This window comes from [Clostridium] scindens ATCC 35704 (genome assembly GCF_004295125.1).
Taxonomy (GTDB): Bacteria; Bacillota; Clostridia; order Lachnospirales; family Lachnospiraceae; genus Clostridium_AP; species Clostridium_AP scindens.
In genome coordinates, this window is sequence record NZ_CP036170.1 from 885,195 (window position 1) to 906,071 (window position 20,877).

The 20,877-nt window shown below is 48.3% G+C and carries 19 protein-coding genes and 1 other RNA gene; 5 read left to right on the plus strand and 15 right to left on the minus strand.

Annotation, left to right across the window (positions count from 1 at the left end):
• Positions 1-28: 28 nt before the first annotated feature.
• A complete protein-coding gene (locus HDCHBGLK_RS04595; protein ID WP_004606538.1) occupies positions 29-208 on the minus strand; it encodes a hypothetical protein in 180 nt (59 codons plus the stop codon).
• Between the two features lie 56 nt (positions 209-264).
• Here HDCHBGLK_RS04595 and ffs point away from each other — a divergent pair.
• An RNA gene (gene ffs, locus HDCHBGLK_RS04600) (signal recognition particle sRNA large type) lies at positions 265-527 on the plus strand.
• A 42-nt stretch (positions 528-569) separates the two neighbouring features.
• Here ffs and tadA read toward each other — a convergent pair.
• From tadA to HDCHBGLK_RS04625, 5 genes are all read right to left on the minus strand, one after another.
• Positions 570-1,043: a tRNA adenosine(34) deaminase TadA gene (gene tadA / locus HDCHBGLK_RS04605; protein WP_004606539.1), complete on the minus strand. Its 474-nt coding sequence runs from the start codon at positions 1,041-1,043 to the stop codon at positions 570-572.
• 27 nt (positions 1,044-1,070) lie between these two features.
• Entirely contained in the window at positions 1,071-2,210 is a 1,140-nt protein-coding gene (locus HDCHBGLK_RS04610; RefSeq protein ID WP_004606540.1) for a hypothetical protein, read from the minus strand.
• Between the two features lie 63 nt (positions 2,211-2,273).
• Positions 2,274-3,701 (minus strand): deoxyguanosinetriphosphate triphosphohydrolase, encoded by a 1,428-nt coding sequence (locus tag HDCHBGLK_RS04615; protein ID WP_039909630.1) that lies wholly within the window; start codon positions 3,699-3,701, stop codon positions 2,274-2,276.
• 28 nt (positions 3,702-3,729) lie between these two features.
• Positions 3,730-4,737: a hypothetical protein gene (locus HDCHBGLK_RS04620; RefSeq protein ID WP_004606543.1), complete on the minus strand. Its 1,008-nt coding sequence runs from the start codon at positions 4,735-4,737 to the stop codon at positions 3,730-3,732.
• Positions 4,738-4,965: 228 nt separating this feature from the next.
• Complete coding sequence (locus HDCHBGLK_RS04625; protein WP_009248321.1) at positions 4,966-5,589, minus strand: 4'-phosphopantetheinyl transferase family protein; 624 nt, start codon at positions 5,587-5,589, stop codon at positions 4,966-4,968.
• A 246-nt stretch (positions 5,590-5,835) separates the two neighbouring features.
• Between HDCHBGLK_RS04625 and aroF the strand changes: the two genes are divergently transcribed.
• Genes aroF through HDCHBGLK_RS04640 form a run of 3 tightly spaced genes read left to right on the plus strand, consistent with a single transcriptional unit; the run spans position 5,836 to position 8,684 of the window.
• On the plus strand, positions 5,836-6,849 hold the full coding sequence (gene aroF, locus HDCHBGLK_RS04630; RefSeq protein ID WP_009248322.1) for a 3-deoxy-7-phosphoheptulonate synthase: 1,014 nt from the start codon (positions 5,836-5,838) through the stop codon (positions 6,847-6,849).
• Between the two features lie 12 nt (positions 6,850-6,861).
• The gene (gene aroB / locus HDCHBGLK_RS04635) at positions 6,862-7,923 is read left to right on the plus strand and encodes a 3-dehydroquinate synthase (protein WP_004606546.1); all 1,062 of its coding nucleotides are present in this window, start codon (positions 6,862-6,864) and stop codon (positions 7,921-7,923) included.
• Positions 7,924-7,940: 17 nt separating this feature from the next.
• Entirely contained in the window at positions 7,941-8,684 is a 744-nt protein-coding gene (locus tag HDCHBGLK_RS04640) for an SDR family NAD(P)-dependent oxidoreductase (protein WP_044941783.1), read from the plus strand.
• 40 nt (positions 8,685-8,724) lie between these two features.
• Here HDCHBGLK_RS04640 and HDCHBGLK_RS04645 read toward each other — a convergent pair whose 3' ends face one another.
• Positions 8,725-9,756 carry a YeiH family protein gene (locus HDCHBGLK_RS04645; protein WP_004606548.1) on the minus strand — a complete coding sequence of 344 codons (1,032 nt, stop codon included), beginning with the start codon at positions 9,754-9,756 and terminating at the stop codon, positions 8,725-8,727.
• Positions 9,757-9,912: 156 nt separating this feature from the next.
• Between HDCHBGLK_RS04645 and HDCHBGLK_RS04650 the strand changes: the two genes are divergently transcribed.
• A complete protein-coding gene (locus HDCHBGLK_RS04650) occupies positions 9,913-10,797 on the plus strand; it encodes a LysR family transcriptional regulator (RefSeq protein ID WP_009248326.1) in 885 nt (294 codons plus the stop codon).
• A gap of 224 nt (positions 10,798-11,021) precedes the next feature.
• Here the strand turns inward: HDCHBGLK_RS04650 and HDCHBGLK_RS04655 are convergent, their stop codons facing one another.
• The 8 genes from HDCHBGLK_RS04655 to HDCHBGLK_RS04685 form a co-directional block, all read right to left on the minus strand.
• Positions 11,022-12,080, minus strand: a complete 1,059-nt coding sequence (locus HDCHBGLK_RS04655) for a galactose ABC transporter substrate-binding protein (RefSeq protein ID WP_004606550.1) — start codon at positions 12,078-12,080, stop codon at positions 11,022-11,024.
• Between the two features lie 12 nt (positions 12,081-12,092).
• Positions 12,093-13,067, minus strand: coding sequence for a substrate-binding domain-containing protein (locus HDCHBGLK_RS04660; RefSeq protein WP_233440737.1), 975 nt, complete (start codon positions 13,065-13,067; stop codon positions 12,093-12,095).
• Positions 13,060-13,206, minus strand: coding sequence for a sensor histidine kinase (locus tag HDCHBGLK_RS19665; protein WP_004606552.1), 147 nt, complete (start codon positions 13,204-13,206; stop codon positions 13,060-13,062). The genes HDCHBGLK_RS04660 and HDCHBGLK_RS19665 overlap by 8 nt, the downstream gene beginning before the upstream one ends.
• 11 nt (positions 13,207-13,217) lie before the next feature.
• Complete coding sequence (locus HDCHBGLK_RS04665; RefSeq protein ID WP_004606553.1) at positions 13,218-14,873, minus strand: sensor histidine kinase; 1,656 nt, start codon at positions 14,871-14,873, stop codon at positions 13,218-13,220.
• A 12-nt stretch (positions 14,874-14,885) separates the two neighbouring features.
• A complete protein-coding gene (locus HDCHBGLK_RS04670; RefSeq protein WP_039909631.1) occupies positions 14,886-16,520 on the minus strand; it encodes a response regulator in 1,635 nt (544 codons plus the stop codon).
• Between the two features lie 98 nt (positions 16,521-16,618).
• Entirely contained in the window at positions 16,619-17,848 is a 1,230-nt protein-coding gene (gene mglC / locus HDCHBGLK_RS04675) for a galactose/methyl galactoside ABC transporter permease MglC (protein ID WP_004606555.1), read from the minus strand.
• Between the two features lie 29 nt (positions 17,849-17,877).
• Positions 17,878-19,377, minus strand: coding sequence for a sugar ABC transporter ATP-binding protein (locus HDCHBGLK_RS04680; RefSeq protein ID WP_009248332.1), 1,500 nt, complete (start codon positions 19,375-19,377; stop codon positions 17,878-17,880).
• A gap of 71 nt (positions 19,378-19,448) precedes the next feature.
• Positions 19,449-20,531 (minus strand): galactose ABC transporter substrate-binding protein, encoded by a 1,083-nt coding sequence (locus tag HDCHBGLK_RS04685; RefSeq protein WP_004606557.1) that lies wholly within the window; start codon positions 20,529-20,531, stop codon positions 19,449-19,451.
• Positions 20,532-20,877: the final 346 nt, after the last annotated feature.

The following is a 20,877-nucleotide window of genomic DNA, read 5'->3' on the forward strand; positions in this document are numbered from 1 at the left end:
TTATCCCGTCGACTTTTTCCGACCTTTCTTACTGGTCCTTCGTCTCCCCGTCCTTCTGCCTTTTCGCTTCATCAATGGCTTCTGCCCTCTCTGCCTTCTTATCGTCTTCCAACGATACCCGGCCCAGCACTTCGCCGTCGATCAGTCTCTGGCCTTCCGGAACCTGCCAGGCCAGAATTGCCACTATTATTACATTATAGCACACCATCCGCACATAATCTCATGGGGATTGACAATTTCCCCAAAATAGGTTAAACTTAAGACTCGTGCAGCCGGGGTGTTAGCGGTACCTTGTACCTGCAATCCGCTATAGCAGGGGTGATATTGCGCGGAGGGCACAGTTCTGTAGAGCTGCCCTTGAAAAGTGGCGTTGATGCCTGGGTCTTACGCGACGGAAATTCATGAACCGTGTCAGGTCGGGAACGAAGCAGCACTAAGTGGAACCTTCCGGGTGCCGTGAGGGTGCCTGGGCTGAGTTAACTGTCGAGGTAACGTCTATGGGGCCGGGTTCGAAGCGCAATGCACGAAAAATAACGCAAATACAAAAGGAGTCATCGCTTTCTCTGCGATTACTCCTTTTTTGTTCTGCGGCTCCGTAATTCTTTAAAGAAGTCCTTCATCATCTGGCTGCATTCTTCTTCCAGCACGCCGGTTGTCAATTCTGCCTGATGGTTGAATTCCGTCATCTGCAGCAGATTCAGGATGGATCCGGCACATCCTGCCTTGGGATTCATGCATCCAACTACCACTCTGCTCATCCTGGACTGCACGATAGCGCCGGAGCACATCTGGCATGGTTCCAGCGTTACATACATCGTGCATTCTTCCAGTCGCCAGTCACCCATCTTCCTACTGGCTTTTCTGATGGCGATCAGTTCCGCATGAGACAGCGTATTCTTATCGGCCATCCTCCGGTTGTATCCCCTTCCAATTATCTTATCCTTATAAACAATCACACAGCCTATGGGAACCTCCCCTATGGCATAAGCCTTTCTAGCCTGCCTGATTGCTTCTTTCATGTATTTCTCATCAATACTGTGCATGCTTCTCTCTCCGTCTTTCTGCAATTATCATCGACCGCCAGGTGTCGCTGGTCTTTTCACGTACCGGCACCAATAGCCGAATTGCTCCTGACCATTCTTTTCATCGTCGGCCAGCCCGATATCCAGATCATCGCTGGGGATGAATTCCGGGAATCCGCATGCTGCCGCAGCTTTGGCTTCCTGAGGATGATAAATTCCGGGAACGCCAAGCCTCAGTCTCTCTCCGTCATCAATCAGCGCCAGATGGTGATAGTTATAGTATCCATGGAGCAGGAAATTATTGTTGGAAAGCTTCCACTCGCATCTTGGAAGCCTGGCCAGTTCGTTTCTTTGAATCTTCGTACACTGGAACTGCGAGGCCGGCATCTCCCGACCATCCCGGGGCATATCTGTCTGCAATTCCCCCATCCCACCCGGCCGTGTTCCGGCTGGCTCTCCCCGGGTTCCTGCCTCTTGCTCCATATTCGGCCAAACCCTTCCTGCCCGTGATTCCTCTTGCGGCATTGCCTCTTCTGCCTGTGGCTCCTCTTGCGGCATTGCCTCTTCTGCCTGCGGCTCCGCTTGCGGCATTGCCTCTTCTGCTTGTGGCTCCTCTTGCGGCATTACCTCTTCTGCCTGTAATTCCTCCTGCACTGACTGCACCTCTTCTTCCGGCGCTTCCTCCGCCCGCAGTTCCTCTTCTTGCTCCGCCTGTGCTTCTTCTGCCTGTACCGCCTCATCGTGAAGTTCTTCTTGCTCATTGCCAGAATCTTCGCTCGCTGCCTGGCCCTGCTTAACCTCTTTAGGGGACCATACCCTCATATTGTTTACATTCACCGGCATGTCATCCCACACCACGGCATATTTATGACCGGATTCATTCTCCAGGATGACTCCGTTGATGCGCCGGAAGTTCTCCGGAACTCCGGTATCTTCTTTCGTGTAGTACAGTTGATAATTAATAGCAGGGTTCACATTGTCCACTGTGCCCTGCCAGATTCCTACACATCCGTCTCCTTCTTCGTAGAACAGATACAATTGCAGCCTTTTTTCTCCTTTCATATGCAATCCTTTGCCGTGAATATGTATCACGCAATCTTCGTCTCCCTGCTCTACTTTGACAAATCCTACGTTGCGTAGTCTCCTTCCCTGTTCATATTCGTATAAGTAACGAATAAAACGCTTCAATCTTCCACTTCCAATCCTGGTTATTTATCACAATCTATTCCCCAGGATTCCAAAATATGATAGTTATATAATTGCTTTTAACTCATGATAAAGCCTTTTTGCATAACTGTCCGTCATACCGCATATATAATCCGTCACCAGAAGGAGCCTCAGATACAGTTTTTCTACCTCAGACTTCCCTTCGGCGTGGTAATGGTATGCCTTTTTATAGTTGCTGGATATAAAAGATACCATACGCTCCCCGATAGAGTCCAGCTTGCGCGTCTCATCATCATAATAGACAATGGCTTTCATAAACTTGTCCATCAGGAAGTCAATCATAGCAGCCTCCGCCACTTCCATCCGATAGATAGTCTCAGTCAGGAACACTTCTTCAAAAGCCATGCTTCCCAGAAGATCCATTAACTTTTCCGCAAACGTCCCTTGAAACAAGTCATGCCTATACTCTCCCTCCATAATTTCGTTGTAATGACAGGTAAATCCATAAGTCGCACAGTTGATCAGGAATCCCTGAACTTTGATAATCCAGTTCTTGATGGCATACTCTTCCGGCTTTTGCATCTGCATTTCCCTGCCTCTGGCATATAGCTGCTCCAGTTTGTCAGCCGGGCGGAAACTTCCCATCTCCTCATCCGGATATCTTTCCTGCAGCGCGGTCAGTTCTTCCAGCAGTTTATGGTAACTGATGAATCCTTTGATAAATGCGTCCTCGATATCCGCCGTCTTATACGCAATATCATCCGCGGCCTCAAGAATAAATGTAAGAGGATGGCGTCTGCCATTCGTCCCCGTCTCTGCCGCTATCTCTTCAAATATCTCCTCATCGGCAAAATAGTATCCCATCTTCTTGTCCTTAATATCTCCGGACTTCTCATCGATGCCGGTAGATGGCACCGGGTATTTTACAATCGTATTTAAAAGCGCATACGTCAGATTCATTCCATTCTCATCTACAAGAAAATGAAGTTTGGTCACCAGCCTAAGCGCCTGGGCATTTCCTTCAAAATGATAGAAGTCTTCCCGCATCTGCGGGGTCAGCGCCTTGTCAATCGTCACGCCATGGAACTCCATTCTTGGCAGGTTTCTCTCAAACCATTCTCGAATAGCGCTCTCCCCAAAGTGGCCGAACGGCGGATTCCCGATATCATGAATCAGCCCCGCGCACTGAAGTATGCTGCATATATCTTCTTTCATCCTGGGCGTGAAACTCGGGTCTTTCTTATATACCAATATATTTTCCCCGATGTTCTGGCCCAATGACTTCGCAAACGAGGATACCTCCAGCGAGTGGGTCAGCCGCGTCCTGATAAAATCGCTTTTGTCCAACGGAAAGACCTGCGTCTTGTCTTGCAGCCTCCGAAATGAGGCGCTGCCTATTATACGGTGGTAATCCTTCTCGAATTCGCTCCGTAAGTCCGTATTCTTTCCATATCGATTCTTGCCGGAACTTCCCCGGCTTCTCTTTGTCGATAATAACTGTTCCCAATTCACCTGTCTTCACTCTTTTCTATTATACCGGCTAATCCAGATAGATCGGCGGTTCATAATCTTTCCCAAGCAAGGCTTTCTTACGCTCCTGATAGCCCAGGAACGCCCACTCCGTCATATCCGTCCATTTGTGGTCGCTCCTGTCATATACCTGGACGTATCCGATGCGGTTCGGGTGCATGCGCACGCTGTTGGATTCATATTCCCGGCCGGTATACGGATTAACATCTCCCCGGATGCAGTCTTCTTCCTCTTCCGGTGCCCGGGCCTCTTCTATCTCCTCCTGCGCCCCGGCATATTCGTCCTCATATTCCTGCGCATACTCTTCCTGGTATTCGTAAGCACCCTCTTCCACATATTCCTCGCCATTCTCCAGTGTTCCTTCTGTCAAGTCTCCGGCATCATCCTCTTTTGCCAGATTCTCTTCCTCATCGTTCTTTTTCTTTCTTCTCAAGAGATAGGATTTCCAGCCATGGCTCTTCTTCTCCCGTTCTTCCCTTTCTTCCCGGGTCTCTCTTTTGTCTGCCTTATTCTCTTCTTCAATCGCAGCCATCTCTTCCAGAAGTTCTTCCACCGGAGCCTCCAGAGGCGGCAGTTCTCCGGTCTCCTGCTCTATCATGGCATCCAGTTTCTCATGGATATCCACCAGTTCGCCGATGGTAATATCCCTTTCCGTAGCCGCGCCTTCCGAAGCGGGCGCCTCCTGTGCAGGAACCTCCCGTTTCTCTTCTTTTTGCACGACTTTAGAGTCATCTGCCTTGTCAGATACTTCTGTGGTCCTGTCTGGCTCTATATTATTTGATCTTTCTGCTGAAGCGCCGTCATCAAGAATATTCAAATGGAACGGGCAGCCAAGGATCTCGGCAATCATGCGCATATCCTGTTCCTGGAAATTATCCCGGCCCAGCCTCTGCGTCAGATTCTGGCGGGACATCTTCTTCCCGGTATGTGCTTCTATGGTCTCTGCCAGTTCCTTAATCGTCATGCCCTTACGGCTTAAGATAATTTTGACCTGCTCCCCAAATGTTAAATCCAGCATAACTTGTCCTCCTTATTCAATTAATCTAATATACTCACCCGATTGGTCTCATCTTTCGTAAAGTAAACTCTTTTATTTCTTGATAAACCTAAGTTTTTCCCTTTTATTATTCTAACAAATACTTAAAAACACGTCAACCTTGTTATATCCGCAGTAAATGGCAGATAGCCTCCAAGGCGCTTCTTTACTAGTGTCCCATTTACATAGACTTCCGCGCATTGGGCTTGCTTACAATTCTATTGCCTGAAGTTCCCCTATGTCCGAATCCGTGGTACAGACTGCAATTGCGGCATTGACCCCCTGCATCCGATATTCCCTGCAGTAATATGCATCCGCATATTCCTCAGGCTTCCCGGCAATCACAGGCCTCCCCTCCTGATCCCATCCAATCTCATAGGAACGCATATCGATAGCCATGCCCTTTCTCGTGGCTTTCATGAAACTTTCCTTCAATACCCAGTAGCGGTAAAACAGCCAGGTCTTACATTCCGGATCTTTCGTCTCTGCTATATGGCGATATTCCCCTTCGCCAAAGAACCGTCTTGCCACTGATAGCCGTAGCTCTTTTACCTCTTCCAGATCGCAGCCTACTTGGGCCTTTGCCGCATCGCTATAGGCGCACAGCACATAATCCCCGGAATGGGAAAGGTTGAATACAGCCTCTTGCGGCACTTGGCCGGCCTTCTGTATCTTCTCCCACAGAATCCATGCTCCCACGCTCCTTGCCTTATCTTCCTTAAACCGCAGTTTATCCGCCTTTTCCTGCCTCCAGGCAGGAATCTTACGGTAGTATGCTCCATAGTTTTTTTCTATTAACAATGGTGTAATCTTTGCTATATATACTCTCACCATATCCCTAACCATTCCTTGCTGTTTGAATTTCTTCTATTATAAGAGTGTATGGAATAATTTACAAGGTATGGCTCCCACCTATTTTTCGGATAAAAATAATTTTTTATAAAAAGAGGTTGACAACTAAATGCACATGCGTTAGTATATCCTTAGTTTCACGCTTTAAACAACTAAAGTTTTACAGTGCGAATATTTTACAGTATGAATATTATTCAGCACTGGTAATACATATGGAGGATGTTAACGATGATTATTGTATTGAAACCACGCACAACAAAAGAAGATATTACCCGGGTCGAGCAGATGATCAAAAGGAGGGGCCTGGACACCCACATCGTAGAAGGCCAGGAAGTGACCATCATTGGATGTATCGGGGATACGACCAAGATCGACTCTAAACCATTCGAAGTAGACTCTTCTGTAGATAAGGTCATGCATGTGCAGGAGCCGTATAAACTCGCAAACCGCGCATTCCACCCCGAGGACTCCATCATTGACGTCTCCGGAGTAAAGGTGGGCGGAGGAAATCTGGCATTGATTGCCGGCCCGTGTTCGGTAGAGTCCTATGACCAGGTGCTTGAGATTGCCAAGGCAGCTAAGGCATCCGGAGCCAACCTTTTAAGAGGCGGCGCGTTCAAGCCAAGAACCAGCCCCTATTCTTTCCAGGGACTTGGGCTGGAGGGCCTGAATATCCTCTGCGAGGTAAAGAAAGCAGTAGGGCTTCCCATCGTAACGGAACTGATGTCTCCGGAGCATCTGGACGTCTTCAACGAAAAAGTGGATCTGATCCAGATCGGCGCACGCAACATGCAGAACTTTGATCTTCTCAAGCAGCTGGGCCAGGTAGATCGGCCTATTCTCTTAAAGAGAGGCCTCAACGCCACTTACGAAGAGTGGATGATGTCCGCTGAATATATCATGGCTTCCGGAAATGAGAATGTAATTCTCTGCGAGCGGGGAATCCGCACCTTTGAAACCTACACCCGCAATACGCTGGATCTGCAAAGTATTCCGGTTCTGCGCAAGCTGACCCATCTTCCGGTGATTGTAGACCCAAGCCATGCCGGAGGCAAGTGGTGGCTGGTTGAATCTATGGCGAAAGCCTCCATCGCTGCAGGAGCAGACGGACTTATGGTGGAGGTACACAATGCCCCGGAAAATGCGCTGTGCGACGGCGCCCAGTCATTAAAGCCCCGGAAATACGACGAACTAATCAAGGAAGTCTCCCAGATTGCCCAGGTAATCGGGAAAAGCATATAATAGGAGAGATCTATGAAACTTATGGTAAACCTGGGAAAGGACAGCTATCCCCTCTATATCAAAAATAACATATTGTCTCAGGCTGCCTCTTATATCAGCGAAGTGTTTTCCGGAAGACGGATTATCATTATATCCGATGATCATGTATACCCGCTTTACGGCAGTTCGCTCATGAAAAACCTTTCCGAGCAGTATGAGTGCCACCAGCTGGTACTCCCTCACGGCGAGGCGACCAAGAGCTTCAAGTCCCTGCCTGCCATATACACTGCCATGCTGAATGCCAAGATTACCAGAAGCGACCTGGTAATCGCATTAGGCGGAGGCGTCATTGGAGACCTGGCCGGATTTGCCGCTTCCAGTTTTCTACGCGGGGTAAGTCTGGTTCAGATTCCCACCTCCCTTCTTGCACAGGTAGACTCTTCCATCGGCGGAAAAGTCGCCGTAGACCTGCCACAGGGCAAGAACCTGGTAGGCGCGTTCTATCAGCCTTCAATGGTTCTGATCGATCCGATGGTACTGGATACGCTGAATGAACGATTTATCACCGATGGCATGGGAGAGGTAATCAAGTACGGATGCATCAAAGATGCCGATCTGTTCCATACCTTGGAATCACACGGTTCTTTCGAAAAACTGAAGGAAGAGCTGCCTGCCATCATCTTGCGCTGTGTAGACATCAAACGGATGGTTGTAGAGAATGACCAATATGACACAGGAGAGCGTATGCTTCTGAATTTTGGGCATACCCTTGGACACACAATTGAACAGCATTTCAACTACCAGAGGGAAAGTCACGGGGAGGCTGTTGCTATTGGCATGTTTCAGATTACCAAGCTTGCTCAGGAACAATACCTGACTGCTCCCGGGACCGCCAAGCGTATTCTGGATGTATTGCAGACTTACGGGCTGCCTTATGAATGCGGTCTTTCACTCCAGGAACTGACAGACGCCATAGCCTTGGATAAAAAGAATCTCAATAATCTGCTGAATGTTGTCCTGCTGCGTGAAATAGGCTCCAGTTATATTCATCCTACGACTCTGGACTTTTTCAAAAAAAGTATAAGAAATATATAATTATGGAGGAATATATCATGAAATTAGAAGGAAAAATTGCAATCGTAACAGGCGCGGGAAAAGGAATCGGGCGCGAGGCAGCGCTGGCAATCGCTGAAGAAGGCGCAACCGTTGTCGCTGTAGCGAGAACACAGGCTGACCTGGATGAGACGGTAAAAATGATCGAAGAAAAAGGCGGCAAGGCCGTCTCACTCTCCAGGGACCTAACGGACGGACAGCAGGTACAGTCCATGGTGGATGCGGTAGTCGGGAAATATGGCCGCATTGATATCCTGGTTAACAACGCAGGCGGCTATCCATCCGAGATCTATGACAAGGTAAAAAAGCAGGCCATCAAGATCTGGGAATGGTCCGAGGCCCAGTGGGATCAGATCATCAAGACCAATTTAAGAATTCCGTTCCTTTGCATCAACAAGGTAGTTCCGGTAATGATCAAGCAAGGAGGCGGGAATATCGTCAGCGTATCTTCCAGAATGGGAAGAATCGCTTCACAGATGGGAGCATATGCAGTGGCGAAAGGCGGCATTATCACATTGACCAAGACGACTGCCATCCAGACGCAGGAGTATGGCATCAAAGTCAATGCTGTCTCCCCCGGAATTGTAGATACGCCAGGACAGCGCGTATATAACCACAACGTAGGACAGGATGATATCAAGATGGGAAGCGCCCAGGATGTGGCTAAGGCCATCCTATATCTTCTGTGCGATTCTCCGGCGGTAATGACCGGACAGTCCATCGACCTGTTCACCACGGTATAGTCCTAGATACGAAGGCATGAAATGTCAGTTTAACATAAACCTACCATATATTCAGCACATGCTGCATGCCAAGGCTTACCAGGGTGATTCCGATCCAGCAGGCCATGCCCATAAGAATCGGCTTTCCTCCTGTCTTAACCAGCTTGATGATGTTTGTGTGCAGTCCTATGGCTGCCATTGCCATGATAATGAAGAACTTGGACAATTCCTTCAGCGGAGCGAACACTTCCATAGGCACGCCTACAGCCGCTGCAATCGTCGTGATGATGGATGCGCCGATAAAGAACAGGATGAAGAAAGGGAATACCTGCTTGATGGATACCTGTCCGCCACCCTCTTCTTCCGCTTTGTAAGTCCGGAATACGGCAAGCGCTAAAGTGATGGGGATAATTGCCAGCGTCCTGGTAAGCTTTACCGTAACCGCCTTGTCAAGCGTGGCATTTCCCAGCGCATACATGCTGTCCCAGGTGGACGCCGCCGCTGTAACGGACGAAGTGTCATTGATCGCGGTACCCGCGAAGATTCCAAAAGCCTCGCCGGAATTCTGGGAGAATCCCAGAAACGCGCCCAGTGTAGGAAATAAGATTGCCGCAAGTACGTTGAAGAAGAAGATAACCGAAATCGCCTGGGCCACTTCCTCATCGTCCGCGTCAATGACAGGCGCCGTAGCCGCAATCGCGGAACCGCCGCATATAGAAGATCCAACTCCCACCAAGGTAGATATTTTACCCGGAATATGCATCACTCTGTGAAGCACATAGGCAATTACCAGGGAAGTGGTAATTGTAGATATAATAATCGGCAGGGACTGCCTGCCCGTCTTAAAGATTACCTCCAGATTCAGCCCGAATCCCAGCAGGACTACGGCGTACTGGAGTATCTTCTTAGAAGTATACTTGATGCCGCTCTCCAATGCGGACTTGTCCTTAATCATCAACGTAATTACCATGCCCGCGATAATCGCGATCACCGGGCCGCCGATAATCGGGAACTTCTTGCCCAGCAGCCAGGAGGGCACAGCAATGCACAGGCATGCCAGCATGCCCTTCCAGTTTTTCTTAATAAAATCCATGTTTATCCTCCACTCTATCTATATTCTCGTTTAAATTCCTAGAAAATAATACCATGCGAATATAATCATGTAAAATTATTATTATTTATTTATTCATAAGAATATGTTATGGTATATAACATAAAGGATTCTACCATTCTATTGAAAGGAGACGTCATGCTAGACAACCGTACCATTACATTTTTAACTGTATGCAAGGAAATGAATTATACCCGGGCTGCCGAGAAGCTTAATATTTCCCAGCCTGCCGTATCCCAGCACATCCAGTATATGGAGGACTATTATGGCGTCAGGCTTTTTCGCTTCATCGGCAAGAAACTGATCCTGACGGATGCAGGAAGACTGCTTCAGCGTTCCCTTACAGCCTTCCACAATAACGAGATCTACCTGAAGGAGCAGCTGTCCTTCATCAACGATAAGAAACAGACGCTGCGGTTCGGCGCTACGCTGACGGTGGGCGATTTTATGATCGCAAGGCCTCTGTCAGACTTTCTCTCCAAACATAAGGGCGCTGATATCTCCGTCACTGTGGCAAACACTAAGGAGCTGCTGCAGAAGTTAGATTCCGGGGAAATCGACTTTGCCATCCTGGAGGGGGATTACCCCAAGACCCTTTATAACCATCAGCCTTATATTATCGATAACTTTATTCCCATTTGCGGAAAAAAATATCCGTTTGCCGCACCGCCTGCCCGGCTGTCCGATCTGATTGGCGAGCGCCTGATCTTGCGCGAATCCGGCTCCGGCACCAGGATGATCCTGGAGCACATGCTGATTGAAAATGGCATTAGCCTGGAGGATTTCTCCAATGTAATTACCATCGGGAATATGAACGCTATCAAGGATATGGTCATTGCCGGCTGCGGCATTACCTTCCTTTATGAAACCGCTGTGCTAAAGGAACTGCGATCAGGAATAATAAAGAAGCTGGACTTGGCTGACTGCCGCATCCAGCATGAGATTTCAATCGTCTGGAAAAGGGACAATCTGTTCGAAGACTCGTTCAAAGAACTTTTTGAAGATTTATTCCAAATTTGTTAACAAATAGTTCTCATTTTCATCACGGTTTTATCACATTTTCCTTCTATACTAATAATTGTTCAGAAGAACAACACTTAAAAATCTTTTTCATAACTTTTTCCTCAGGACTGCACTCCTCCCAAATTGCAGTCCTTTTTAATTGGCAAATACGCCAGGAGCGATGTCTCCTTCCAGCGTTACCTCTTCCGGAGGGATTCTTGCCATAATCCGGAGCCCATATACTCCTATTTATTCTTATAATCAATAAACTCTTGTACATTATCAGCCGTAACAGGGGAGTGAGGCACGCGCACATATTGCCCTTTAAGTTCTGGCACTTCTTGCTTAGGATCTTTTCCTTCGGCACAGGCGCATGCAATTCCCAGGATGCTTTCCGCCTGCCCTCTGGCATCATTCATAACCGTCCCCTCCATCTCTCCTTTGATAATCTTTTCCAGTCCATCCTCCGTCCCGTCTATGCCTACTACGATAGGGCCGTTTCCGCCGGACATCCCATTCTCTACCAGCGCTTCTATGGCTCCCATCGCCATCTCGTCGTTATTGCTTAAGACCACTTCTATCTGGCTTCCATACTGGCCAATCCATTCCTGCATCAATTCATACGCGGGAGACCGCATCCAGTTACCGGTTCCGCTGGCAAGCTTCTCCGTGACGATCCCTTCCTTCAAGATCGTTTTCACAGAATACTCTGTGCGGATCAGGGAATCTTGATGAACCTGCTCGCCTTCCAGCATTACATACTGGAGTTTTCCATCTCCGTTCTTGTCTATCCGGGACTCCTGGCTCTTCCAGGCATCTGCCACGATCTGCCCCTCTAACTCTCCTGCTTCCCTGGCATCCGTCCCCACATAATAGGTCTGATTCCAGATTGCCATATCCTCCTCCACCGGCTCGCGGTTAAAGAAGATAATGGGAATGCCTGCTTCCTTCGCCTTATCCACGATCACTGCCGCTACCGTACGGTCTACCATGTTCACGCAGATCGCGTCATACCCTTTTCTGATAAAGTCGTCCACCTGGTCATTCTGGCTGCTCTGGCTGTTCTTTGCGTCCGCAATATTCACAACCACCTTTTTCCCCAGTTTCTCTTCCTTATCCTTGATTGCATTCTCCAGAGAAGCGCAGAGGGATGAGATGAATGCATCATCCCCTCGGTATATGGCCACTCCGATCTTTATTCCCGTCTTCTCTTCCTTCTTTTCAGTTCCTGCACATCCGGCCATCATAGCCGCCAGACACAGCGCCAGACAGATTCTGGCTATCCTGGATTTCATCTTTTTCATAACATTCCCTCTTTACTGAACAAATGGAAACAACAGCCTCTGGTTCTCTGTGGTGTAGATGCTTTTTCCGTCAATAACGGAAAAGTCTATTTCCCTTTCTCTGCCTACATCCGGCAGATCTATGCCAAGCGCCTTTACCGTGCTTAAATAGCCGGCGCTATATTCACTGGAGACTCCGATCGCGCTGATCTTTCCCTCTTCAAGATAAGAGATAATCTGGTTGGACTTTCCAATCCCATAGACCCTCGTATCACCTAAGGCAAGTCCTTCCTTCTTGATCTTTCCGCACAGTTCCAGTTGAATGGTGCCAAACGTAATGATGGCCGATACGTCCGTCCTTTTCAAGATCTCTGGTACGGTTCCCGCCCATTTCTGCTCAGCCGCTGTCATCGAATATTCTTCTACTATGGCATTCTGATCCTTAAGATAGTCCTTCACTCCCTGACAGGCTTCCTCTATATCCGCATAATTCATATCCGACTTAAGCAGCAGTATCTTCCCGCCGCTTCCCACATCTTTCTGCACCTTGCGGGCAAGTTCCTCTCCCATCTTATGGTAGTCTACATGGACTCTTTCGATATCCTTTGCCGCCTCATCCCGTATCCAGGAATTGATCTGGACTACCGGAACCTTTTTTCCGACCTTCTTAAGTTCCTGCGCTACTTTTTTATCATCCAGCGGCTCGATCAGTATGGCCTCCGCTCCATTCTCCACTTCCTTCTCAATCAGCCTCTTCTGTTCTTTTGCTGTTATGGCTGGATCAAAGGCAGTTGCCGTGATCTCGCACTTATAGTCTTTGGCCGCCTGATCAATCCCCTGCTTGGCCGCCTGCTGAGTTTCATCCACCGAATTGCTTCGATAGAGATAGGATATCTGTCGGATATGCTCTTCCTCCTGCCTGGGCAGCCCGTCCCACCCAAAGATGAACCAGGCGAAGAGTATCGCCCCTGCTGCTATCAGAAGCGCATATTTACGGTTCTTACTCACGCCGGCCACCTCCATCCTGCTCCATCTCCCCGACGGTTCGCGCCGGAATATAGATTCTTATCCTTGTTCCTTCATCCGGCTCGCTCTCCACTTCCATGCCATAATTCTGGCCAAAGTAAAGCCGTATCCGTTCCTGCACGTTGTGGAAGCCTATGCCTGAACCTTTCCCTCTGCCGGATTTCCAAGTTCGTCCACCTGCTCCTGCGTCATTCCCGGTCCATTGTCTTCTATCTCGATATACAGGGTTGCCTCATTTACATAAGCGTGGATAAATATCCTGCCGTCCCCATCCATATATTCCATTCCGTGGTAGATGGAATTTTCCACGAGGGGCTGCACGATCAGCTTGATCGTGGCGCACAGCGCCGCCTCCGGCTCCATCCGGATCTCGTAATCGAATTTGTTTTTATATCGCACCTTCTGAATGATCAGATAATTCTCAGCATGCTGCAGTTCCTGGGCCACGGTTATGATATTCTTGCCTTTGCTCAGGCTGATCCTGAATAGCCTGGCAAGCGCGGTTACCATGTCGATCGCGTCCTCGTACCGCTCGTTTTCAATCATCCATATGATAGAATCCAGCGTATTATAAAGGAAATGCGGATTTATCTGGGACTGAAGGGCAGACATCTCGCTTTTTCGCTTGTCCTCCTGTTCCTTCACTATATCGTCCATCAGTTTCTTCATATTGTCAGCCATGGACTGAAGCGTCTCTCCCAGATGCCGGATCTCATAAGTGCCTCCTATTTTCACCGTCGCGTTCAGGTTGCTTTTTTCCAGCTTCCTCACCGACCGTTCCAACTGCTTGATGGGATCGGCCACCCTGGAAGAGATAAACATATTTACAAAAATCAATATGATAATTCCTATGATTGCCACGATCCAGATAAACTGGCTGTTCTGCATATAAGTCGTCGTAATATCCGAAGTCGGGGATACGCCGATGATTTTCCATCCCGTATATCCCACCGTCTTAACCGTGATCTGCCGTTCTTTTCCTTCAAACCTTTCCACATGGCTGCCTTCCGAATACCTGGCTGCCTTCTTGTTATTCTCCTTAATGATTCCTCCGTATATCAACTGCTGGCGCGGGTGGTAAATCAGTTCCCCATTGCGGTCGATAATATACACGTAACCGGATTCTCCCAAGTCCACGTTCTTGCAGATCTGCTCAATCCCGGTAAAATTCATGTTAACCAGCATCACGCCGTGCACGATCTCTCCATCTTTGGTCATCTCTACAGAACGGCTTAAGGATACGACCCAGTGATAGATATTGTCAGAATTAACGAAAAGATTCTCTACATGAGGCGCTGAAAAATGTACATTCTCAATCTGCTCGTTGGCCTTTGTGAACCAATCTTCAGATACCGGGTCGGCATTCGGCTTTGTCCGGCTTAACGGCTGGGCGGCGATCAAGTCCCCGTCATCGCTGAAAATCGCCACGCTCACCAGGGAGGACACGTTGGCATCATACAGCAGCTTCATCTGGTCGCTGACACTCTCCATGCTGTCCTTTCCAAAGTCCGTATTCTTGATGATACTGTAATACATGGTATTGGAAATGCTCATCATGTTGTGAAGATAGGTGTCCAGATTAAGGTTCATCTGATCCAGGACATTCTTGTTATTGATGATCGCCAATCGTTCCGTTGATTTTACGAACCTCTGGGAAAAGCCTGCCGCCACCCCGATCATGACGGCGACCGAGGCCAACGTAAAAGATAGGGACAGTATGAACTGCAGGCTCCTTTTCCGGTATATATTTTTTACTTTTTCCAGTAAACCGATTACTTTATCCGCCATAGTATTCCTCTGCTATTGTTGATCCCTAAGTCCCTTGCGGTACCTTGAGGGGGATACTCCTACCTGCTTCTTGAATGCATAGCTGAAATAATTCGGCTCCGAATATCCCACCTTTGCCGCAATCATGTATGTTTTCTCGTCCGTCTCGTCCAGGAGGCGCATCGCCTCCTTCATCCGTACATCCGTAAGATAGGAAATGAAATTGATTCCGGCCTCTTTCTTGAAGATCGTCGAGAAATAAGCCGGGCTGATGTGCAGGCTTTCGCACAGCGTCTCCACCGAGAATTCCGCATCCGCGTAATTCTCATCCACGTACTGCCTGGCTTTTTCGACCAGCATTTTTCCGGAAGCCATTCTTTCCTTCTGGATAAGGGTTCCAATCTGCCGGCAGGCCTGGATGAACCAGTCCTTGATCTCTTCCAGGGAATGGAGGCCCAGTACTGCCTCGATATAGTCCGACGCGCCTTTAAATACAACATTCGTATCCAGCTGGTAGACGTTGACTAGTTTCATCAGTACCGTAAAGATCTCCAAAATATACATCTGATACTGGCAGAACGGCAGGCGCGCCTGCTCCAGGCGCTCAAAGAACCGGCTGATCTGCTTCTGTGCCTTTTCCATGTTATTGCTCTTTACGGCATTCATCAAAAGCCTCTCATCCTGCTCTTCCAATTGCAGCCTGGCGGTAGTGTCTTCCGGCTCCATATCCTTAATGTATGCAGCAAGCCTCCCCTCTTTTCTGAGCAGGGTGCTGTATTCCAGCGCATTCTGCGCTTCTTCAAAAGAATATTTTAATTCTTCAAATCGGCCGTAGATTCCTCCGATTCCGGCAGTGACGTCTGCGTCCGTAATCCGGCACGCTGCCTTGCAGGCTTCATTTACCTCCTGGCACAGCAGGGATATCTGGGATTCCCATTCCAAAGCCACGATCAGCACTACATAGTTAAGATATAGGAAACTATACATCTCATGGTACTTTCCTATGATATCTTCTGCCGTTCTTTTTATAGCAATCGGGCTCAGTTCCTCTTCACCCGCAAAGACGTTTTTCCTGACAAAGGAAAGCGAATTCTCATTGGCAGACAGGACTGCTACCGTCTTATGCCTGGCGGAAAGGGACAGCCCATACTGGTTCATCTTAACCTCAATCTGCCTTGGGGTCATGCGCCCTTCGATCATGCTTATGAAAAACTGCTCCCGCAAAATGGGAAAACTCTCTTCATAACTCCTCCTTAAAATTGCGATATCCCTTTTTCTTGCCAGTTCTTCATCCATCTTCTTTTTCAGTTTGATCAGCGACTCTTCCAGCTGTCTGGCAGAGATTGGCTTTAGTATATATTCTTCCACCCCCAGATTGATCGCTTTCTGTGCATATTCAAAATCATCAAAGCCGGAAAACACGATAATCTTTACTGCCGGAAGTCTCTCAATCACCTTTTCGATGAATTCCAGGCCATCCATAAAGGGCATGCGGATATCCGTCATGATGACATCCGGCTGGACCTGGTCAGCCTTTTCAAGAGCCTCCACGCCATTTTCCGCTGCCGCCGCGACATCATAGCCTAACTGGTGCCAGTCCAGTTTCTGGATCATTCCGTCCCGAATTTCCAGTTCATCGTCAACTAATAGTATTTTATAATATTCCATCCCATCCTCCTGACGGTCTTTAAATTCAGATACTCCAAAAACTGCCATAATAAACATAAGCTTATTATAGCAGTTTTTATAAAGCGACTCAACAACGCTTATTTCTTTCTGTATTTCGACATATCAATCGCAACCGCGATAGCAATGATGATACCTTTGATCACCTGCTGCCACATCGGGCTGACCGCGATGAACTGAAGGCCGTACTGGATAACGGTAAAGATCAGCACGCCGCTTACGATACCGCTTACTTTGCCGACGCCTCCATTCAGGGATACGCCGCCTACAACGCAGGCTGCGATGGCATCCAGTTCATAGCCGTTGCCATAGTTATTGGTGGCCCCGGCAGTCCTTGCCGCTTCCAGAACACCGGCAACGCCGTACAGTACGGAAGCCAGAATGAAGATTCCCATAATCGTCTTGAACACGTTGACTCCGGATACGACTGCAGCTTCCCGGTTTCCGCCGATGGCATACACGTTCTTTCCAAATACCGTCTTATTCAGGATGAACCATACCAGAAGGACAAAGCAGATGGCGATAGGCACCAGCACGGATATCCCAGGGAAATCTCCGATTGCCAGCAGCTTCTTCTGTCCCAGCAGCACGAAGTCCGGACGTACGCCGCCGATTGGCTGGGACTTGTTCGGCTCCATATCAAAGTACAGGGAGTTGGCGCCATAGACCATTACCTGTACAGCCAGAGTGGCGATGAATGGGTGCATATCGTACTTTGCTACCAGGAAGCCGTTCAGAATTCCGAACAGGCCGCAGGCAATCACCGCGATTATGATAGGAACGATCAATACCATATGCGGCAGGTTCGGGAAGAACCGGTTGGCATAGTCCGCCGTCTGCAGCATGGATGTAGATACAACCGCCGCCAGGCCGACCATACGTCCTGCTGACAAGTCCGTACCTGCGATCAGAAGCGTAAAACTGATGCCCAGCGCCACGATCATCTTGGTGGATGACTGGGTAAGGATGTCCAAAAGGACCGCCAGCTGCATGAATCTGGGCTGGATGATCATGATGACGATGATCATTACCAGCAGCGCGATCATGATCGCGTTATTCGTCAGGAACTTCTTACCGGTTCCTACGGAAAGTTCCACATCCATGCCTTTATACTGCCTGGCAAAACGCTGCCTCAGGCCGTAGAACAAGGCCGCTGCCCCTGCCATTATGACATAGAGGCCAAGATCATAGAATACGCCGGGATCCAGAAAATAGTACAGGATGAATCCCAGGACCACCGCTGCCGCGCCAATGATTATAAATGTTGCGCCATATTTGTTACGGGCAACTACTTTTCCTTTCTTTTGCATATATGTAATACCTCTCTTTCCTCTAAGTCCTACTGCATGAATTTTGTCGCATAATTCATGACTTGTACGGAATCCGCCTCTCCCGAATCAAGGAACCCGGTTACCCGCCCCTCGCACATTACCATAATCCGGTCTGACATTCCTAATAGTTCCGGCATTTCAGAAGAAATCATGATGATGGATTTCCCTTGTTCCACCAGTTTATGCATAATCATATAGATCTCATATTTCGCGCCAACGTCGATTCCTCTCGTCGGCTCATCCAGGATCAGTATATCCGGATCCGTCAGAAGCCACCTGGCAAGCAGTACCTTCTGCTGGTTTCCGCCAGACAGGTTTTCCATATTCTCATCCATATTTGGCGTCTTCGTACGCAATTCCGCATTGGATTCCTCCGCCGCCTTCAGCCGATCGCCGTCCCGCAGGACGCCCCCATGGGCATACGCCTTCTGGTTTACGATTACCGTATTGTCAAGTACAGACAGAATTCCAAAGATCCCTGTTGCCCTCCGCTCTTCTGTAAGAAGCGCGATGTTCTCCCGGATAGCGTCCCTGGGAGATTTGATCTTCATCGGCTTCCCATCCTTTTCTATAGTGCCTTCCACGATCTCCCTTAGTCCGAATATGGCTTCCACAAGTTCCGTCCTCTGGGCGCCTACCAATCCGCCGATTCCAAGAATTTCTCCTCTTTTGAGTTCGAAACTGACACCCTGGAAGGACTTGGGCAGAGGCGAGCATAATCCTTGAACCTTTAAGACCACATCATCGGATGGCTGGTATTCTTTCGGCGGGAAACGGTTCGTCATATCCCGTCCCACCATCCGGTTGATGATCAGATCCGTCGTAAGTTCCGAGGCATCCCATGTTCCTACATACTGCCCATCCCTCATGATCGTCACTTCATCTGCAATCTTTAATATTTCTTCCATTTTATGGGAAATGTAAATAATCGCGCATCCCTTATCCTGAAGCTTGCGGATGATTTTGAACAGATGCTGCGTTTCATTCTCTGTCAGGGATGAGGTCGGCTCATCCATGATAATAATTTTTGAATTATAGCTAACCGCCTTTGCTATCTCTACAAGCTGTAGATTAGAGGCAGATAATGTTCCTGCTAATACCTCCGGATTAATATCCAGATCTACTTCTTCAAACAATTCTCTGGTCTTTTCAATCATTGCCTTCTTATTGACCGCGATCCCCTTCATCGGGAATCTGCCAAGCCATATATTTTCCATTACCGGCCTGAACCGGATCGGGTGAAGTTCCTGATGAATCATAGAGACGCCCAGGTCCAGCGCCTGTTTTGACGTCATGATCTTTTCCGGCTTTCCGTCCAGGATAATCTCGCCGCCATCCTCATGATAGATTCCGAACAGGCACTTCATCAGCGTTGATTTGCCGGCGCCATTTTCGCCCATCAGCGCATGGACGCTTCCCGGCCTTACTTTCAGGCTGACATTGTCGAGAGCCTTAACGCCTGGAAAAACTTTTGTGATATTGTTCATTTCCAGTATATATTCTCCCATGCCCTCACTCCTCCTTTTAAGCCAAGGGATGGAATCCTCCACCCCCTGGTTATGAATCTGCTGCATTTTCTTTATTTCATATAATCCTGGTAATTATCTTCTGTAACCTTTACATAGTCGATCCAGATATATTTTCCGTCCGTGATCGGATAGCCGACATTCTCTTCGTTGATTTCTTTTCCATTTACTGCCGCAACGGCCACATTAACGGTTGCCTTGCCCTGGTTGTCCGCGTCATTGAGTACGGTTCCAAGCAGGGAGCCTTCTTTCATTGCTTCCAGCGCCGGAGCTGTCGCGTCTACGCCTACTACCGGGATATACTTGGCCAGGTCGCTGCTGTCTTTATTGTACCCTTCTGCTTTCAATGCCTCGATCGCGCCAAGCGCCATATCGTCATTATTGCAGAGAACCGCTTCAATCTTGTCAAGGCTCTGTCCGGTGATGAACGCTTTCATCAGGTCTGTAGCCTTTGCCTTGTCCCACATTGCCGTGTCTGCTGCCAGTTTCTCTGTCTTGAATCCTGCCTCTTCGATTGCTTTTACAGAATATTCCGTACGCAGGGTTGCATCCTGATGTCCCGGCTCTCCCTGAAGCATTACATACTGGATGGTTCCATCCCCATTCTTATCTGCTTCCGGATGTGCTTTAAAGAAGTCGGCGATAATCTCACCGGAAAGAGTCCCTGACTGTTCTGCCTTCGCGCCTACATACCAAACCTTGTCATAACTCTGCATATCTGCTTCTTCTGGCTCGCGGTTCAAAAATACGATTGGAAGATCCTTTGCCTTTGCCTTCTCAATGATCGGGCCTGCCGCCGTACGGTCAACCGGGTTGATCGCCAGCGCGTTCACGCCCTTGGTGATGAAGGTATCCACCTGCTCATTCTGTGTTGCCTGCTTGTTCTGGGAATCCACCAGTTCCAGATCTACCTTGGATTCTTTGGCCTGATCCGTCATGGCTGTACGCACGCCTGTCATGAAAGTATCGTCAAACTTGTAGATTGCAGACCCGATAAGCGCGTCTGATTTTGCGTCCTTCTTATCTCCTCCGTCTGATGATCCGCTGTCGCTCTTCCTGCATCCTGTGGCCATTCCCGCGACCATCATTACCGCAAGCCCTGCTGCCAGTAGCCTAGTTACTTTTTCTTTTTTCATTACGTATCCTCCTCCAAATGATATTGTTTTTGCGAATCTCTTCACATTTACTATGATCCCAGTATAAAAAAATGGAAGTGGAAAATATATACAATATTTTTTTGTGTTATATCGATTTTTTATATGATATGTACACCTTTTACAATCTTCTGTACATATTTTTGGATATTATGCACACCTTATTTCAATTTTGAGCATCCCGGACGCTACATTCATATACGAAAAGGGAGCCGTCGGGTTAAAGGCTATAGGCATCATCTATAAAAACATTATAAATAACGATTGGTTTTTGATGTTATCAGCTGATATACTTGATGAGTAATAGTTTAAGTAGGTGATATAAATT

Excerpts from the sequence above, each read along its gene's own strand:
- HDCHBGLK_RS04595 (WP_004606538.1), bottom strand. The coding sequence starts at position 208 with ATGGTGTGCTATAATGTAATAATAGTGGCAATTCTGGCCTGGCAGGTT.
- tadA (WP_004606539.1), bottom strand. The coding sequence starts at position 1,043 with ATGCACAGTATTGATGAGAAATACATGAAAGAAGCAATCAGGCAGGCT.
- HDCHBGLK_RS04620 (WP_004606543.1), bottom strand. The coding sequence starts at position 4,737 with ATGCTGGATTTAACATTTGGGGAGCAGGTCAAAATTATCTTAAGCCGT.
- HDCHBGLK_RS04625 (WP_009248321.1), bottom strand. The coding sequence starts at position 5,589 with ATGGTGAGAGTATATATAGCAAAGATTACACCATTGTTAATAGAAAAA.
- aroF (WP_009248322.1), top strand. The coding sequence starts at position 5,836 with ATGATTATTGTATTGAAACCACGCACAACAAAAGAAGATATTACCCGG.
- aroB (WP_004606546.1), top strand. The coding sequence starts at position 6,862 with ATGAAACTTATGGTAAACCTGGGAAAGGACAGCTATCCCCTCTATATC.
- HDCHBGLK_RS04640 (WP_044941783.1), top strand. The coding sequence starts at position 7,941 with ATGAAATTAGAAGGAAAAATTGCAATCGTAACAGGCGCGGGAAAAGGA.
- HDCHBGLK_RS04645 (WP_004606548.1), bottom strand. The coding sequence starts at position 9,756 with ATGGATTTTATTAAGAAAAACTGGAAGGGCATGCTGGCATGCCTGTGC.
- HDCHBGLK_RS04650 (WP_009248326.1), top strand. The coding sequence starts at position 9,913 with ATGCTAGACAACCGTACCATTACATTTTTAACTGTATGCAAGGAAATG.
- HDCHBGLK_RS04655 (WP_004606550.1), bottom strand. The coding sequence starts at position 12,080 with ATGAAAAAGATGAAATCCAGGATAGCCAGAATCTGTCTGGCGCTGTGT.
- HDCHBGLK_RS04665 (WP_004606553.1), bottom strand. The coding sequence starts at position 14,873 with ATGGCGGATAAAGTAATCGGTTTACTGGAAAAAGTAAAAAATATATAC.
- HDCHBGLK_RS04670 (WP_039909631.1), bottom strand. The coding sequence starts at position 16,520 with ATGGAATATTATAAAATACTATTAGTTGACGATGAACTGGAAATTCGG.
- mglC (WP_004606555.1), bottom strand. The coding sequence starts at position 17,848 with ATGCAAAAGAAAGGAAAAGTAGTTGCCCGTAACAAATATGGCGCAACA.
- HDCHBGLK_RS04680 (WP_009248332.1), bottom strand. The coding sequence starts at position 19,377 with ATGGGAGAATATATACTGGAAATGAACAATATCACAAAAGTTTTTCCA.
- HDCHBGLK_RS04685 (WP_004606557.1), bottom strand. The coding sequence starts at position 20,531 with ATGAAAAAAGAAAAAGTAACTAGGCTACTGGCAGCAGGGCTTGCGGTA.